Origin of the sequence: Acinetobacter sp. 2JN-4, assembly GCF_003687745.1 — a bacterium.
Taxonomy (GTDB): Bacteria; Pseudomonadota; Gammaproteobacteria; order Pseudomonadales; family Moraxellaceae; genus Acinetobacter; species Acinetobacter halotolerans.
Genome location: NZ_RDNY01000002.1, coordinates 391,541 through 407,125 on the forward strand (window position 1 = coordinate 391,541; position 15,585 = coordinate 407,125).

Consider the following 15,585-nt stretch of genomic DNA (forward strand, 5'->3'; position numbering starts at 1 on the left):
AAAATACATATCCTCAAATCATGCGCGACGTCCTATGTTGAAATCAAGTCTGCGCGCGATAAAAACGACTGAGTTGGATCCGCATTTTCCAGTGTTCCAGCCTATACAATTCTTTTGAGCATTTGGTCAAATTTGGCTTTATTTTTGCTTAATTCCTTGTATGCTTTACACGCCTTTTTAGGGGGATCTTTTTAATGCAATTTAAGCAACTTGCGGCGACATGTGTATTGGTATCAACAGCAGCTTTCACTCAGGCAAAGCCTATGTGGCAGGACTTTAGCCTCACTGGTTTATATGGTGAAAACTATGAAGTTGTTGATGAAAAGCAAACAACTTTAACTGTTGAATATGCGGCAAAAGTAAAATATGCCGATGTATTCTTTTTTATGGATCGTATGCGTGGTAGTGACGACCATAAAAGCACCTATTTCGAGCTGTCTCCACGTTTAAGCTTGGGTGAAATTTCAGGTCAAAAACTAGCTTTTGGCCCAGTTAAAGATGTACTGATCTCAACAACTTGGGAAAGTAATAATGATGACTTTTCTAGTTTCGACAATTTTTTATACGGCGTCGGCTTTGATCTAAATCTCCCATATTTCCAATATGCGAACATCAACTTCTACCGTGCCAACAATGAAAACACCGCTGATGACTATCAAATGACTTTGGTCTATGCGTTGCCATTTAAAGTTTCTACAGAAGAATTCTTGGTCGATGGTTTCCTCGACTGGTCAACAGCTGAAAAAGATCATGCCAGCGAACTTAACTGGACCACACAATATAAATGGAATGTCGGTAAGCACATTTCACCAGACACTCGTTTGTATCTTGGTGTTGAACACTCGGTTTGGAACAACAAATTTGGTATCAAAGGCAGCGACGAAAACAACGTCAGCGCTTTAGTCAAATACCATTTCTAAGCCTTAGATCCGTTTAAAAAACAGCAAGGCATTCCTTGCTGTTTTTGCTACGATCATTCATATTAGAATTGGTTGATTTTTCTCTTATTTTGAAAATCACACTTTTCCCATATGATTTGATGACCGATCCCATGTCAGTAAATATCTCACTTGCACCCTATACTCTGGCTTCACAATATCAAATCCGTTTTGCAACGCTCGAAGACTTAAAACAAATACTGACCATTTACAATGCTGAAATTTCAACTGGAACAGCCAATTGGAATGATCAAACTGTTTCCCTCACTCAATATCAACAACGCTTTCAGGATTTGCAGCAACAGCAATTTCCCATGATTGTGGTCGAAGATCTACAACATAAAAAAGTGGTCGGTTATGCTTACTATGCTGCATTTCGGAGCATTACTGGATATCGTCAAACCATTGAACATTCTGTCTTTATTGACCCAAGCTACGCACGTCAGGGTCTAGGCAAAGCCTTAATACTGCAACTGATTCATCTCGCTACACAACAACAGATGCATATTATGGTTGCAGCGATCGATAGCGGAAATACAGGCTCGATCGTGCTACACCAACAACTCGGTTTTGTGCAAACAGGTTACATGCCGCAAGTCGGACAAAAGTTTGGGCAATGGCGAGATTTAGTCCTGATGCAACTACAGTTAAATACTCAATAAAAATTTAACAATACAGCACTGCTGTCCTGTGATCTTACTGGTTAGAATGGAAATTATCTGAGTTTATAAAGATAAATAAGATGAAAGCATTACCCTTATATTTCGTTATCACTAGTGTTTTCGCCGCAACCACAAGTTTCGCTGAATCATCGTTTGAACAAGAGTTACAACAAGGCTGTGCCAAAGTAAAACAATATGCACAAGCGGGCAAAAAGTTCTACGATCAGAAGCAATATGCAAAAGCGGTGAAACAATTTGAAGATCAAGCCGCATGGGCACATTTCTGCCAACTAAATGCAGAAGAAAGTGGCATTCGAGTCACTGACCGAGACGTTGAGATCGCCAATAATAATGTCGGACTGAGCTATGCTAAGCTCGGCAAACCACAATGGGCAAGAGTCTGGTTTTTACGGAATAAAGACACCAAAACCAGTCAATATAATTTAAAACAACTGCCTAAACCGCAAATCTCTAAAGACTTACAAGGGAGCTATGTACGAGCCAATGGCTTTGGTCAATGGGATTACATCACCGTCAAAAAACAACAGAATCGCTATCTGATTGACTTTGAAGGCTACTATTTTGGACTGCGCGGGCTAATTTATGGTCCAAATCTGGGTTCATTTGAAACCAGCATGCCGATCACCGCAAAACAGGCAAACTATCGTTATGAAGACTGTCAGATCAACCTTCAATTTTTAAATGATTCGCAAAATGGACAAAAAATCGAGGTGAAGCAAAATAATGGTGCTTCAACCTGTGGCTTTGGACACAATGTTTATGCAGGTGGCACGTTTTATAAGGTTGAAGGTTAACAAACAATCAAAAGTCAGCCTCAAATATGATACTCGGAAATGTCATCTACAACCTGCGTGGTATTTGCAAGAGACTGTCTTTGCAATATCATTTGACGTATTGAAAGAAGCGAACAGGTTTTGTAGATGACAATGCCTTTGCCCTTCCGAAGCTTCAAACGCTTCTCAGGGCGAAACCAAAGTAGGGCGAACCGCAGGTTTATCCTAACATTAGATATAAAACAATAAGATTCCACAATGATCACTGTTTAATCAGGCCGTAGGTGGAAAATCTCTTTCGAGTGTTTTAAATCGCCACCAACTCCCGAATCCCTTTTTCAGGCATATCCTCACCAAGCCCTTGTGCAACTACCTGCCCCCGTGCCATCACCGTATAATTATCAGCAAGTTCTTCAGCAAAATCATAAAACTGCTCAACCAACACAATCGCCATTTCACCTTGATCGGCTAATTTACGAATCACTCGACCAATATCTTTAATAATCGAAGGTTGAATCCCTTCAGTTGGCTCATCCAAAATCAAAACCCGAGGTTCAGAGGCCAAAGCTCTAGCAATAGCGAGCTGCTGTTGCTGACCGCCTGACAGATCCCCGCCACGGCGATGTTTCATTTCATCCAGCACAGGGAAAATCTCATAGAGATGACTTGGCACTTTACGCGTCTTTGCACCAGAAAACTTCGCCATACCAATCAAGATATTTTCCTCAACAGTGAGCGTCGAAAAAATATCACGGCCCTGTGGCACATAGGCCAACCCTGCACGTACTCGCTGTTCAGGTGACATCTTGGCAATATCTTTTCCATCTAACAGCATCTGCCCTGATTTGATTGGCAAAATTCCCATCAAACATTTGAGTAAGGTGGTTTTGCCCACGCCATTCCGCCCCAACACCACGCTACACTCACCTACAGGTGCAGACAACGACACATCACGCAGAATATGACTACCACCATAGAACTGGTTAATTTGTTTCACTTCTAGCATACGTGTCCCCCTATCGTCCCAAATATTTTTCAATTACATCTTCATTGGCTTGTACTTCTGCCAATGTCCCCTCAGCCAAGATCGCCCCTTGCGCCAACACCGTGACTTTTTCACTAATCGTGTCAATGAAACTCATGTCATGTTCAACAACAATCAAGGTGTGATTCTTTTTGAGTTCTAAACAAAGTTCGGCTGTTCGTTCAGTTTCGGCATCAGTCATTCCCGCCACAGGTTCATCCAATAAGATCAGTTTCGGACGTTGCATCAACAACATGCCAATTTCTAACCATTGCTTTTGTCCATGTGACAATAAACCTGCTGGCTTATGGATCAACTCTTTGAGACGGATTTGCTCTAGTGTTTCATCTAAAGCCAGTTGTGCTTCGGGATCTAAACGACTGAACAAGCTTTTCTTGACACGTTTATCACGTGGTGCAGCCAACAGTAAATTTTCCAGCACGGTGAAGTTTTCAAATACCGTCGGTTTTTGGAACTTGCGTCCAATACCCGCTTCTGCAATCTGCTCGGTACTCATTTTAGCTAAATCATAGTTTTGCCCAAAAAATGCCGTCCCTGTAGTCGGTCGAGTTTTACCTGTAATCACATCCATTAAGGTGGTTTTTCCTGCGCCATTTGGTCCAATGATGCAGCGTAATTCACCTTCAGCAATGTAGATTGATAGATCATTCAAGGCGCGGAAAGAATCGAACCAAACACTGACATTCTCTAAGTACAATGCGATACCGTGACTAAAATCCGCATCCTGTGTTTTGGTTCGTCCGTAGCCCTCACCAAGCTGACCGCCATGTTGCGCTGAATTGGTACTGACATCATTCATTTAGTTGCGCTCCTTTTTAAAACGGTCAAATAAACCAATCACCCCTTTGGGTAAGAACAAAGTCACCACGATAAACAATGCGCCTAAAATCAAGAGCCATGCTTCTGGTGCAGCAACAGTAAAATAAGTTTTTACCGCATTAATCAGACCTGCGCCCAAGATTGGACCAATCAACGTACCGCGCCCGCCTGCCGCGACCCACACCGCCATTTCAATCGAATTGACAGGGTTCATTTCACTTGGGTTAATGATGCCAACTTGCGGCACATACAGTGCGCCTGCTATGCCTGCAATCACCGCGGATAATACCCACGCTGAAAGCTTGTACCACAACGTGCGATAACCTAAATATTGCAAACGGTTTTCACTGTCACGAATCGCACCTAGGACTCGACCATAAGGGCGGTTCATCAATTGACGTAACCCGATAAAACACAACATCAAGACCAATGCTGTGGTAAAGCACAGCGTGGCACGCATCGGTGCAGAGGTAATATCAAAACCCAATAGGGTTTTAAACCCTGTAAAACCGTTATTGCCACCGAAACCTGTTTCATTACGGAAGAACAGCAACGCTGCGGCAAACACCATCGCCTGAGTGATAATCGAGAAATATACCCCTTTGATTTTGGAACGAAAGGCAAAGAAACCAAAAATAAAGGCCACGATTCCTGGAACTAACACCACCAAAGCGATTGCCCACACAAAATAATCGGTTCCTGCCCAATACCACGGCAATTCAGTCCAACTGAGAAAGCGCATAAAATCAGGCAATCCATCCCCTGCAGATTGGCGCATCAGATACATACCAAAGGCATATCCGCCCAAGGCAAAGTACAAACCGTGCCCTAAGCTGAGAATCCCAGCGTAACCCCATACTAAATCCAGTGCCAAAGCCACCAAAGCCAAGCACATGATCTTGCCAATCAGGGTAATCCAGTAGGCAGATAGGTAAAATGCCGAGTCAGGAGGTAACAGATGCAACCAAGGGAGTATCAATAAAATCCCAAAACAGAAGCCAATGGTGACTGCGCTATAGGGTTTATCTGCAAATAAAGAAGTGATTTTCATTGGCTTACTCCACAAAACGGCCTTTGATGGCAAACAAACCTTGTGGACGTTTTTGGATAAACAAAATCACAAGTACCAGTAGAATAATTTTTGCCAATACAGCACCCATGCCGATTTCCAACATCGTGCCGCTAATGCCTAGACCGAGTGCTGCCAATACTGCGCCCCACACTTGTCCAACGCCACCAACCACCACTACAAGGAAGGCATCAATAATGTAGTTTTGTCCAAGATCAGGCCCAACATTGCCGACTTGTGCCAACGCACAGCCTGCCAGCCCCGCTAGACCCGAACCTAAACCAAATGCCATCATGTCAATCCGCGCTGAGCGAATGCCGACTGCACGTGCCATCTGACGGTTTTGCGTGACCGCACGAACGAACAGACCAAAACGTGTTTTATTCAGTAAGAAAATCAACAGAAATAACACTGCAACGGTAAACACAATAATCGCGATACGGTTATACGGCAGCATCAAGCTTGGCGTCAGTGCAATACCGCCACTGAGCCATGACACATTGGAGACTTCGACATTTTGCGCACCAAAAAACATGCGAACCAATTGCATCAGAATCAAACTGACACCAAAAGTTGCAAGCAGCGTTTCAAGTTGGCGACCATATAAGGGGCGAATCACCGTGCGTTCAATCAACATGCCGATCAAAGCACTCACCAAAAAGGCAGCGGGAATCGCGACCAGTAAATACCAATCGACCAATCCAGCAAAATGGGTTTTAAAGAAACTTTGCACCACATAAGTGGTATAAGCGCCGATCATGATCAATTCGCCATGTGCCATATTAATCACGCCAAGCAATCCATAGGTAATCGCAAGACCAAGTGCAGCAAGCAATAAAATACTGGCGGTACTTAAACCTGAAAACACATGTCCAGACCACTCACTGGCCTGAATTCTGGTTTTAATTTTGCTCTTGGCATTAACCAAAGCAGCATGTAGTTCTTGATTGTTGATCGGTTCCGCTAGACTTTGTTCCATCAATGCCAATACATCAGGACGATTCGACTCAGCCAACACATTGACCGCAGCAATTTTTCCAAATACATCGGTATCATTGAATTCTAATCGTGCTTTGAGCTGCGCCAGTCGGGCTTTGACTTTATTATTTTGTTCAGTTAAATACAGTCGTTTAACCATCGCCAAATCGATTTCAGCTAAGTTATTTTCTAAAATATCCACCGCAGCCAAACGTTGTGATGCATCTTCAGAATCAAGCTTGACTTTGGCTTGCCCAAAATTGAGCGCCTTGCGTAAAGTATTGACCAAAGTAACTTGGGACAAATCGGCAGGCCAATCTTCCAATACCTTTTTGGCAGGGTAACTCAATAAGACCTCATCATTTTGTAAGATGTAAGTCTGTCCTGCACTATCGGTATACAACTCATTTTGGTCAATATACGCAACTAACTGATCCAACTGTTCAATACTGGCTGGCCATTGATTCAGCATGGCACGGCGCGTGGCGAAATCTGCCTTCACAAAACTTTGAATCGCATCTTGAGTAGTTGTAGGCGTTACGATAGGAGATGTGGACGCCGAAGTACTTTGCTCTGCCCAAGCAAGACCACAAAAAAACTGTGCCATAACGCAGAGCAGTGCTAACACATAGTGTTTCGCCATATGACTCCCCTTTATTGAATCTATATTTGAATGGTTAAATCAAAAAAATGAAAAGAACCTGCTGCATCAACAACAGGTTCTAAAAAGCTTTATTTCGGGATGTATGGACTCCAAGGCTCAGCTGGAATGGTTTCAGGCGTTTTATGAACCACATCAAACTGACCATCGGCACGGATTTGACCAATCATCACCGGCTTGTGTAAATGATGATTGCTGGCATCCATTTTTAAGGTATAACCCGATGGCGCAGCGAAGGTTTGACCTGCCATTGCCTCACGTACTTTATCTACATCTGTCGTGCCTGCTTTCTCAACAGCTTGTTTCCACATATTGATGCCGACGTAGGTCGCTTCCATTGGGTCATTGGTAACCACTTTATCGGCATTTGGCAATTTGTATTCCACCGCGAATTGTTTGAATTTATTCACGAATTCAGTATTTTTCGGATTTTTAATCGACATGAAATAGTTCCATGCCGCCAAATGCCCAACCAATGGTTTAGTATCGATCCCACGCAATTCTTCCTCACCGACAGAGAATGCCATCACTGGAAGCTCTGAGGCTTTAATCCCTTGGTTGCCTAACTCACGATAGAAAGGCACGTTTGAGTCGCCATTGATGGTGGAGATCACCGCGGTTTTCTTACCGGCCGAGAATTTTTTAATGTTGGAAACAATGGTTTGATAATTACTATGGCCAAATGGAGTGTACTCTTCCATGATGTCGGCATCAGCAATGCCTTTCGACTTCAAGAACGCACGTAAAATCTTATTGGTGGTGCGTGGATAGACATAATCCGTACCGAGTAAGACAAAGCGTTCAGCTTTACCGCCCTCATCACTCATTAAATATTCAACTGCAGGAATCGCCTGTTGGTTCGGTGCTGCTCCCGTATAGAAAATATTTTTAGACTGCTCCTGACCTTCATATTGCACTGGGTAGAACATTAAACCATTCAATTCTTCCACCACAGGGAGAACAGATTTACGTGATACCGAGGTCCAGCTTCCAAAAATCACCGCGACCTTGTCTTGGGTAATCAGCTGACGGGCACGCTCAGCAAACAACGGCCAATCCGATGCAGGATCGACCACCACAGGTTCTAATTTTTTACCGAGTACACCGCCATTGGCATTGATTTCATTAATGGTCATCAATGCCGTATCTTTCAGCGAAGTTTCAGAAATCGCCATCGTGCCTGAAAGGGAGTGTAAAATTCCGACTTTAATGGTTTCACCATCGGCTGGCGCAGCTTTGGTTTCTGTTTTTGTTTGTTCAGATGTTTCAGCAGGCTTAGAACAACCCACTAGCCCCATACCCATCATGGCAGCCATAAGCATAGAAATCGGCATTAATTTTTGTTGCATCTTTTTTCTCCACATTTTGTGTGTTGTGATGTTGACTAAGTGGAGTTATTCAATTTTTATGCCAACAAGTTAATTTATTGTTTTATATAAATATTAATTAAAAGCACAAGAGTGAAATCCAATCTTGTATACAACATTGCATACAAAAAATACATAGCGAACTAAAATGATGCATTTTTGTTCTCAATAAAAAAGCCAAGCATGATGCTTGGCTTCTACGAATCTCTACTTACTCAGTTTTAGCTCAAATCTTAAACCACAATATCCGCTAAATTACCCTTTTGCTCTAACCAATGCTTACGATCCGCTGAACGTTTCTTGGCAAGCAATTTATCCAACAAACTTGCGGTGAAATGAGCATCATCCAAATCTAACTGTACTAAACGACGCGTATTGGGATCCATCGTGGTTTCACGAAGCTGGCTTGCGTTCATCTCACCCAGTCCTTTAAATCGGGTAATTTGTGGGTTTTTATTGCCCTTCACTTTCTTTAAGATCGCTTCAAGTTCCTCATCATCAAGGGCGTAATGCACATCTTTGCCCACATCAATACGATATAGAGGTGGCATCGCAACAAACAAATGACCTTCTTCCACCAAGGTTGGAAAATGTTTGACAAATAGAGCGCACAATAAGGTCGCAATATGCAAACCATCCGAGTCGGCATCGGCAAGAATACAGACTTTGCCATAGCGGAGTTCCGATAGATCATCACTGCCCGGATCAACCCCTATTGCAATGGCAATATCATGCACTTCTTGCGAGGCTAATACCTCATCCGAAGACACTTCCCACGTATTTAAGATCTTTCCACGAATCGGCATAATCGCTTGAAAGTTTTTATCCCGAGCTTGTTTGGCACTTCCACCTGCAGAATCCCCTTCGACAATAAACAGTTCACTGTCTTCACGAGTCAACCCGACACAATCTGCTAGTTTTCCAGGTAATGCAGGACCCGCAACAATCTTCTTACGCTCAACTTTTTTCGCAGCTTTTAAACGACGCCCAGCTTTCGCAATCGCCATCTCGGCCAATTGCGTGGCAATCTCAGCATGTTGGTTGAGCCATAAAGCAAAAGCATCTTTCACAATATTCAACACAATATTGGATGCTTCACGACTAGATAAACGTTCTTTGGTCTGTCCTGAAAACTGAGGTTCTTGGAATTTCAACGATAAAATAAAGTTGACACCATCCCAGACATCTTCAGCAGAGAGTTTCACGTTGCGCGGCAATAAATTACGTAGCTCACAAAACTCACGTAACGCCTCGGTGACACCTGAACGCAAACCATTGACATGTGTTCCGCCTTGCGCAGTTGGAATCAGGTTGACATAGCTTTCTTGAATTTGCTCGCCACCCTCTACATTCCAGCAAATTGCAAGCTCGCATGCAGCGCGGTCTGCTTTTCCACTACTGACAAAGGCTGGATCAGGTAAAATCTCACGATCCTCCAACTCATCCATCAAATAGTCGACTAAACCATTTTCAAACTGCCATTCGATCCGTTCGTTATTAATCTTATCGTCGTAAATGATTTTCAAGCCTGCTGCTAGAACAGCTTTGGCTTTTAAATTATGTTTTAAGGCTTTTAATGCAAACTTCGGACTATCAAAATATTTTGCTTCAGGCCAAAAACGCACGGTTGTTCCTGTGGCACGCTTTGCTACCTTGCCCTCTAAGACTGATAACGGTGCAACAGGTTCACCCTGCTCAAACGCCATTTGATATAAATTTCCGTGGCGTTGTACTGCAACCTCAACTCGCGTTGACAATGCATTGACCACCGAAATCCCGACCCCATGCAAACCACCTGAAAATTGATAATTGTCAGTACTAAACTTACCGCCTGCATGCAGTTTGGTTAAAATAATTTCGATACCACTTTGACCATATTCAGGATGAATATCGACTGGCATACCTCGTCCATTGTCCTCAACTGACAACGACCCATCTTCATATACCGTGACGTAGACTTGATTGGCATGTCCTGCAAGCGCTTCATCGACAGCATTATCAATCACCTCTTGAGCCAAATGGTTAGGCCGTGTGGTGTCGGTATACATGCCTGGACGACGACGCACAGGATCTAAACCAGAAAGAACTTCAAGAGATTGTGCTGTATATTGTGTCACTTGGTCTGACTTCCTTATTGAATCGCTGCCGATAGAAATTCGAGTACTAACGCTAATCTTTCTTCAAAATCATCCATTGCATGACTGCCACCAGTGTCAGTGAAAATCAAAGAGGACGGTTGTGCTGCACTATAATAACGTTGTGCCTGATGATAATCCAAGACTTCATCGCCTTGTTGCAATAGCACTAAAATTTTATCGGCATTTTTTAGCTCTACTTCAGCAATCGACTGTAATTGTTGCAAGTGTTCAGCATTGAGTGTCCATGACTCAGTGATCTTGAGTGGGATTTGATCAATCCCGAATAGCGTTTGAAATAGCTGCCATGGTTGCATAGCTGGATTGATCAATACAGCAGGACACGCATACTTGGCGACAAAATACGTCGCATAAAACCCACCTAAACTGCTACCGACCAAAACCACTTGCTCTTTGGGTTGAGATTCAATCAGTTGAGAAATCTGCTGAATGACTTGCTCAGGAGACTGGTTCAAATCAGGCAAATGCACTTGAATAGAATCATACTTTGCACAGTATTGTCTCAATTGTTGCCCCTTTTTTGACATCGGGCCACTACGAAAACCATGTAAATAGATAATTTGCATATGCACCAAATTAGACACCAGCTTGACAGATAGTGAAATAAATCACATTATTAATCATAATTGATAAACAAATAACAATATAATTTACATATAACCCTGAAATTGTCCGACACAAAAACCGATACTATGCACCGTTCATCAGTATTCTAAAAAAATTACGGATGAAACAGCAAAATATATAAGCGTTTGTTGTAGTTTATCTAAACAGTGTTAGGTTCATAAATTCAACCCTTCGGTATATATCAAGGATGAGGAAATCAATATGCCAAGTTTAACACCTCTGCATGAAACCTACTGTAAGTGGGATAGTACCCCTCCCAGTCAGGCAGATGCTTTGGAAGGTTTGGCACAGCTCGTCAGTACCAGCTTAAGTGGCGTACACGAATTGATGCAATTGGTACAAACTGAAGTGCTACGGACAGCGCTCGGTTTAAGTGCACAAAAAGCCAAAAAATTACAAACGCATCCGCAATTACAGAAATTCTATCAATTTTCTTATGTTGCCATCCAGAAATATGGTAGCAACATCCTTGCACCAAATTTACGCAGAGTCATTGAAAAGTTTCCAGCGCTACACAATAAACCACTTAGCCCAACTTTACATTTTGCGGTGGGTGCACTGAATGGAATCTTTGGTGATTTTTTCTTGAAGCAACATAACCCGATGGCTTTGCCGATGGTGCTTTATGATCACTATGGATCATTGCAGCAAGGTGAGCTGACTGGTCGCGTGGTAATTTTAGCGCACGGTTTATGTATGAACCATTTGACGTGGTCGAATAATCGTTATGGTGGTATTGGTGAGCGTTTACTGGCTCAACGCGATAACAACACGATGTTGTATCTCAACTATAATACTGGGCGACGCATTTCCGCTAATGGTCGTAGTTTTGCCAATGTGCTTGAAGACTTAGTGCAGCGTAATCCACGTATTACCAGTATTGACTTGATTGGACATAGTATGGGGGGATTGGTTTCTCGTAGTGCATTGTTCTATGGCAAACAAGACCTCTGCCAATGGGTACATATCGTTGAGAACTTGGTGTGTATCGGTTCGCCACATCACGGCGCGGCATTGGAACGTTTTGGTTTTATTTTACAAGACAAGATTGGGGCATTCCCATTTATTAGTCTTATCGGCCAATTGGTCAATATTCGCAGTAACGGAATTTTAGATCTGCGTCATGGTAGTGTTCGTGATGATGATTGGGAACATAATGATGCACGTATTGGTTTTGCAGATGACAATCGCAAACCAGCGCCTTTACCCTCACATATCAATACCTTCTTAATTGCAGGTACATTAGAATTCGAAAAATTACGGACTAAAGCGCTCACTGTGATCGGTGATTATTTGGTCAGTGTAAAGAGTGCGTTAGGTGAACACCCAAATCCTCGTTTTCAGCTTAAATTACCTGATACGCATAAAGCGGTGTTCTATGGTTTGAATCATTTTGAGATTCAATATCATTCAAGTGTAGCTGAGCAAATTACGCGTTGGCTCTATCCTGATGTCAGTGATAAAGTTGAACAAGGTGTCCAAACGCATCTGATTAATGTACCAAATAACTATACCTTTGATGATTTAGAAGGCATTGTTGAGACTTAAATAAAAATGAACGGTGATTATTTTATTAATTTCCGTTCATTTTTTAGATGTTGGGAGGATTGTGGGATTTTATTATACGCTCGAACCATTCTCAGCGAGGACTTTTAGAACGTATAACTCGATATTCCACAAGAACAACTAATAATAATTAGATTTGATTTTTAATAAGCATTTGCTTCCCACATTTCAAGTGCTTCATTACATTGATCTAAAGTTTGAAATGCAAAAATCCTATTATCTTGGACTGTTATTCTAATAGCCTCAAAATCTGAACCAAAAACTTTTTCTTCAACTGAACACTGATTATCATTTATTTTACCGATATTATTCATTTTTTTACAACTCGGTTTTTCTAATGTTTCATCAAATGTATACCAATCATTTAAGGCCTGTCCCAAACAAGTTATTTTTTCTTGAGTATCATTTGTAGACTTTGAATTAAGATTTTGTTTATTTTCCAAAACGGCAGTAGAAGGTTCCTCCTCATTATTTATGGCTTTAATAGAGATCCTATCATCTTGTTGCTCGATTACTGGATCCACCTTTATTTGATGCTTAATAGATTCTGTCGATTTTGTCTTATCATCACTACAAGCGATTAAAAATAATAAAATGGTTGCTATTAAAACGCTCTTCATCGTGTATCTCATAATATTGAATTATCTAAAATTAATGTCGGATCAATCAAATCAGTCCGACGCTGGTAAGCATTTGCACCCCGAACTGTTAAACCACTGGTATCGCTAGGATTTGCATACATTTCTAAATGTAGCATCATACTAGGAACTTTTATGGAAAGCTGTCCGACGTATCCAATAAGTTGTCCACGACGTACGTTATCTCCTGCTTTCACTAAAGACTTTCCTGATAATACTTCACCATAGCGGATAATATGCTTTTCATGAACAATCTCAATTACATCAGTGCCTGCGTAGAATCCAGCAACTAAACGTACTTTCCCATCAGCCATGGCTCTTACTTCAGTTCCAGTAGGAGCATAAAGATCACAGCCCGCGTGCTTTCGTTTACCTCCCCCTCTATTTGATCCAAATCGACCTGCTCCACTTTTGTATGAAGTGGCTTTTTGAGATGTTTTTAATGGATATAAATAACGACCATCATCTTTTGGCTTATCAATTTTTAATTCAATCGAAGACATAGGAGATTTAAGAAGGACGTTGTATAACACTTGGTTTTTACCACTTGAATCTAAAATTTTAATTGTTTGACCAATTTGTCCTTTATGGGATTTTTTTCCTAAACCATGTGTTCCGCTAACATGTAAACGTTTATTTCCTTTATATTCTATAATATAGCTCCCACCATTAAATAACTGATTGGTTTCTTTATCATAGGTTAGAACTACAAACTCAACATCACCATGATCATTAACAATAGTTTTTGGATGCCCTTCTGTACTCGTTGCAGTGATTTTATCTCTTTTTGATGTCTGATCTTGAATTTTAACTTCTTGTTTAGATTCTGATACTGCTGTACTAGTAGATTGGCTCTGTTGTTTTGATGCATCCACACTCTTTTTTAAACTTTCTGCTGCTTTCTCTATTGCGTTAGAATCCACATCGATAATTCTTAAATCCTTATTTTTATCGACATTCAGTGTCAATAAATTTCGCCCATTTCTTAGTTTGTAATTTAATTCAAAACCAGGCATAGCTTTGACTAATATTTTACCCTCATCATTCGTCTTTTTTTCATAAGTTCTTCCACGATAAGTTTGAATTAAGTTTAAATTACTTATTGGTTTTCGAGAGTTCTGGTGACGAAACATTATTTCAAAGCAATGTAATTCAAATTTTACGGTCTGTTCTAAAACACCACTAGATGCTGTAAATGATTTGATGACTTGTCGTGTATCTTTACCACTAATCTCTACCGCAAGTATTTCCCCACTTTCTGCAATAATATTTCTTTCAATACCATCAGAACCAACAACATGTTTTTTATCATTACCCTTATATCTCAAAAAATATGCCATATTAGGAATAGGCCTGTTATCACTGTCTACTATTTTTATATTAAAGATAATATCTCTCTTTTCTGAACTGCTATTTGGATTATCCTTTTGACCCTGATTAGAAGAGTTTTCTAAAGGCTTTTGTTGTGGGGCAGTAGGTTCTTGATTATGGACATCTGTTCTTGATTTAATTCCACCTTTTCCATTATTTACGACAATTACTGCAGAATGATTCTTACCATCTGCAATAAGCATAAGTTCTTTGCCTTTATCGTCCTTAACAGATATCTCATCAACTGTAAATCTTGCTCCCCAACCATCAGCCACTAAAACCGACCTAATTTCACCATCATTATTGGTTATTAAATTGCTTAATGAAGGAACATTCTTTGTATTTCTATAACTTATATTTATCACAGCACCACTCAATGCTTTGGCTGATGTATCAATAAACTTAAAGTAGAATCTTGATGCACCTTTATATCTATACCATCTCATATCATCATTTTCTGTACCCTTTATTTTAACCTCTTCTGTAAGAGAACTCTTAGCAAAATCAGGTACTAATGATTTATACTTGTTAGGATTTCTTCTATGTAAAGCAGCCTGAGCTTGTGGACTAAAATATAAAACCACACCATTTGTAAAGTCGTCTTCTACTCTTTCATAAATTGGATAAACAGCATCAATAATATCTTGTGTATTCTTAGATAGAATACCTTTATTCATTTCTGAAACAGCTTTTAAAAATGGCGCATTTTGATCTGTTATTGCATCAAAATTCTTCTTTAAAATATCGCTTACATTTCTAGCATTTACCCATTCAGCAAAACCAACCCTATTTACTATACAATGAGCGACTACTTTCCATGTGGTTGGACTACACCCCCCAGCTTCACCTGCAACAGTCCCCACAAAATTTTTAAATTCTTCTGAATAAGGCATT

The 15,585-nt window shown here is 40.9% G+C and carries 13 protein-coding genes; 4 read left to right on the forward strand and 9 right to left on the reverse strand.

Going from position 1 to position 15,585, the window contains the following annotated elements; translation table 11 throughout:
* Positions 1 to 194: 194 nt before the first annotated feature.
* The 3 genes from EAH57_RS04765 to EAH57_RS04775 all read left to right on the forward strand — a co-directional run bounded on the left by EAH57_RS04765 (position 195) and on the right by EAH57_RS04775 (position 2,415).
* A complete protein-coding gene (locus tag EAH57_RS04765) occupies positions 195 to 920 on the forward strand; it encodes an outer membrane protein OmpK (RefSeq protein ID WP_121929051.1) in 726 nt (241 codons plus the stop codon).
* 131 nt (positions 921 to 1,051) lie between these two features.
* Positions 1,052 to 1,600, forward strand: coding sequence for a GNAT family N-acetyltransferase (locus EAH57_RS04770; protein ID WP_121929052.1), 549 nt, complete (start codon positions 1,052 to 1,054; stop codon positions 1,598 to 1,600).
* Between the two features lie 80 nt (positions 1,601 to 1,680).
* Positions 1,681 to 2,415: a hypothetical protein gene (locus tag EAH57_RS04775; protein ID WP_121929053.1), complete on the forward strand. Its 735-nt coding sequence runs from the start codon at positions 1,681 to 1,683 to the stop codon at positions 2,413 to 2,415.
* A 286-nt stretch (positions 2,416 to 2,701) separates the two neighbouring features.
* Here EAH57_RS04775 and urtE read toward each other — a convergent pair whose 3' ends face one another.
* From urtE to EAH57_RS04810, 7 genes are all read right to left on the reverse strand, one after another.
* Positions 2,702 to 3,400 carry an urea ABC transporter ATP-binding subunit UrtE gene (urtE, locus tag EAH57_RS04780; protein ID WP_121929054.1) on the reverse strand — a complete coding sequence of 233 codons (699 nt, stop codon included), beginning with the start codon at positions 3,398 to 3,400 and terminating at the stop codon, positions 2,702 to 2,704.
* A 10-nt stretch (positions 3,401 to 3,410) separates the two neighbouring features.
* On the reverse strand, positions 3,411 to 4,238 hold the full coding sequence (gene urtD / locus EAH57_RS04785; protein ID WP_121929055.1) for an urea ABC transporter ATP-binding protein UrtD: 828 nt from the start codon (positions 4,236 to 4,238) through the stop codon (positions 3,411 to 3,413).
* Positions 4,239 to 5,309 (reverse strand): urea ABC transporter permease subunit UrtC, encoded by a 1,071-nt coding sequence (urtC, locus tag EAH57_RS04790; protein ID WP_121929056.1) that lies wholly within the window; start codon positions 5,307 to 5,309, stop codon positions 4,239 to 4,241.
* A gap of 4 nt (positions 5,310 to 5,313) precedes the next feature.
* On the reverse strand, positions 5,314 to 6,948 hold the full coding sequence (gene urtB, locus EAH57_RS04795) for an urea ABC transporter permease subunit UrtB (RefSeq protein WP_121929057.1): 1,635 nt from the start codon (positions 6,946 to 6,948) through the stop codon (positions 5,314 to 5,316).
* Between the two features lie 89 nt (positions 6,949 to 7,037).
* Entirely contained in the window at positions 7,038 to 8,315 is a 1,278-nt protein-coding gene (gene urtA, locus EAH57_RS04800; RefSeq protein ID WP_004673509.1) for an urea ABC transporter substrate-binding protein, read from the reverse strand.
* A 251-nt stretch (positions 8,316 to 8,566) separates the two neighbouring features.
* Positions 8,567 to 10,450, reverse strand: coding sequence for a DNA topoisomerase IV subunit B (gene parE, locus EAH57_RS04805; protein WP_121929058.1), 1,884 nt, complete (start codon positions 10,448 to 10,450; stop codon positions 8,567 to 8,569).
* Positions 10,451 to 10,464: 14 nt separating this feature from the next.
* Positions 10,465 to 11,055, reverse strand: coding sequence for a YqiA/YcfP family alpha/beta fold hydrolase (locus tag EAH57_RS04810; protein WP_121929059.1), 591 nt, complete (start codon positions 11,053 to 11,055; stop codon positions 10,465 to 10,467).
* Positions 11,056 to 11,317: 262 nt separating this feature from the next.
* On the opposite strand from EAH57_RS04810, the gene EAH57_RS04815 reads away from it, so the two are divergent.
* Complete coding sequence (locus EAH57_RS04815; protein WP_121929060.1) at positions 11,318 to 12,664, forward strand: hypothetical protein; 1,347 nt, start codon at positions 11,318 to 11,320, stop codon at positions 12,662 to 12,664.
* A 161-nt stretch (positions 12,665 to 12,825) separates the two neighbouring features.
* Here the strand turns inward: EAH57_RS04815 and EAH57_RS04820 are convergent, their stop codons facing one another.
* Together EAH57_RS04820 and EAH57_RS04825 are read right to left on the reverse strand one after the other, a co-directional pair.
* Complete coding sequence (locus EAH57_RS04820; protein WP_121929061.1) at positions 12,826 to 13,302, reverse strand: hypothetical protein; 477 nt, start codon at positions 13,300 to 13,302, stop codon at positions 12,826 to 12,828.
* A gap of 8 nt (positions 13,303 to 13,310) precedes the next feature.
* On the reverse strand, positions 13,311 to 15,584 hold the full coding sequence (locus EAH57_RS04825; protein ID WP_121929062.1) for a M23 family metallopeptidase: 2,274 nt from the start codon (positions 15,582 to 15,584) through the stop codon (positions 13,311 to 13,313).
* Position 15,585 lies beyond the last annotated feature (1 nt).

Coding starts and splice junctions, on each gene's coding strand:
- EAH57_RS04765 (WP_121929051.1), top strand. CDS start 195: ATGCAATTTAAGCAACTTGCGGCGACATGTGTATTGGTATCAACAGCA.
- EAH57_RS04770 (WP_121929052.1), top strand. CDS start 1,052: ATGTCAGTAAATATCTCACTTGCACCCTATACTCTGGCTTCACAATAT.
- EAH57_RS04775 (WP_121929053.1), top strand. CDS start 1,681: ATGAAAGCATTACCCTTATATTTCGTTATCACTAGTGTTTTCGCCGCA.
- urtE (WP_121929054.1), bottom strand. CDS start 3,400: ATGCTAGAAGTGAAACAAATTAACCAGTTCTATGGTGGTAGTCATATT.
- urtD (WP_121929055.1), bottom strand. CDS start 4,238: ATGAATGATGTCAGTACCAATTCAGCGCAACATGGCGGTCAGCTTGGT.
- urtC (WP_121929056.1), bottom strand. CDS start 5,309: ATGAAAATCACTTCTTTATTTGCAGATAAACCCTATAGCGCAGTCACC.
- urtB (WP_121929057.1), bottom strand. CDS start 6,948: ATGGCGAAACACTATGTGTTAGCACTGCTCTGCGTTATGGCACAGTTT.
- urtA (WP_004673509.1), bottom strand. CDS start 8,315: ATGCAACAAAAATTAATGCCGATTTCTATGCTTATGGCTGCCATGATG.
- EAH57_RS04810 (WP_121929059.1), bottom strand. CDS start 11,055: ATGCAAATTATCTATTTACATGGTTTTCGTAGTGGCCCGATGTCAAAA.
- EAH57_RS04815 (WP_121929060.1), top strand. CDS start 11,318: ATGCCAAGTTTAACACCTCTGCATGAAACCTACTGTAAGTGGGATAGT.
- EAH57_RS04820 (WP_121929061.1), bottom strand. CDS start 13,302: ATGAAGAGCGTTTTAATAGCAACCATTTTATTATTTTTAATCGCTTGT.
- EAH57_RS04825 (WP_121929062.1), bottom strand. CDS start 15,584: ATGCCTTATTCAGAAGAATTTAAAAATTTTGTGGGGACTGTTGCAGGT.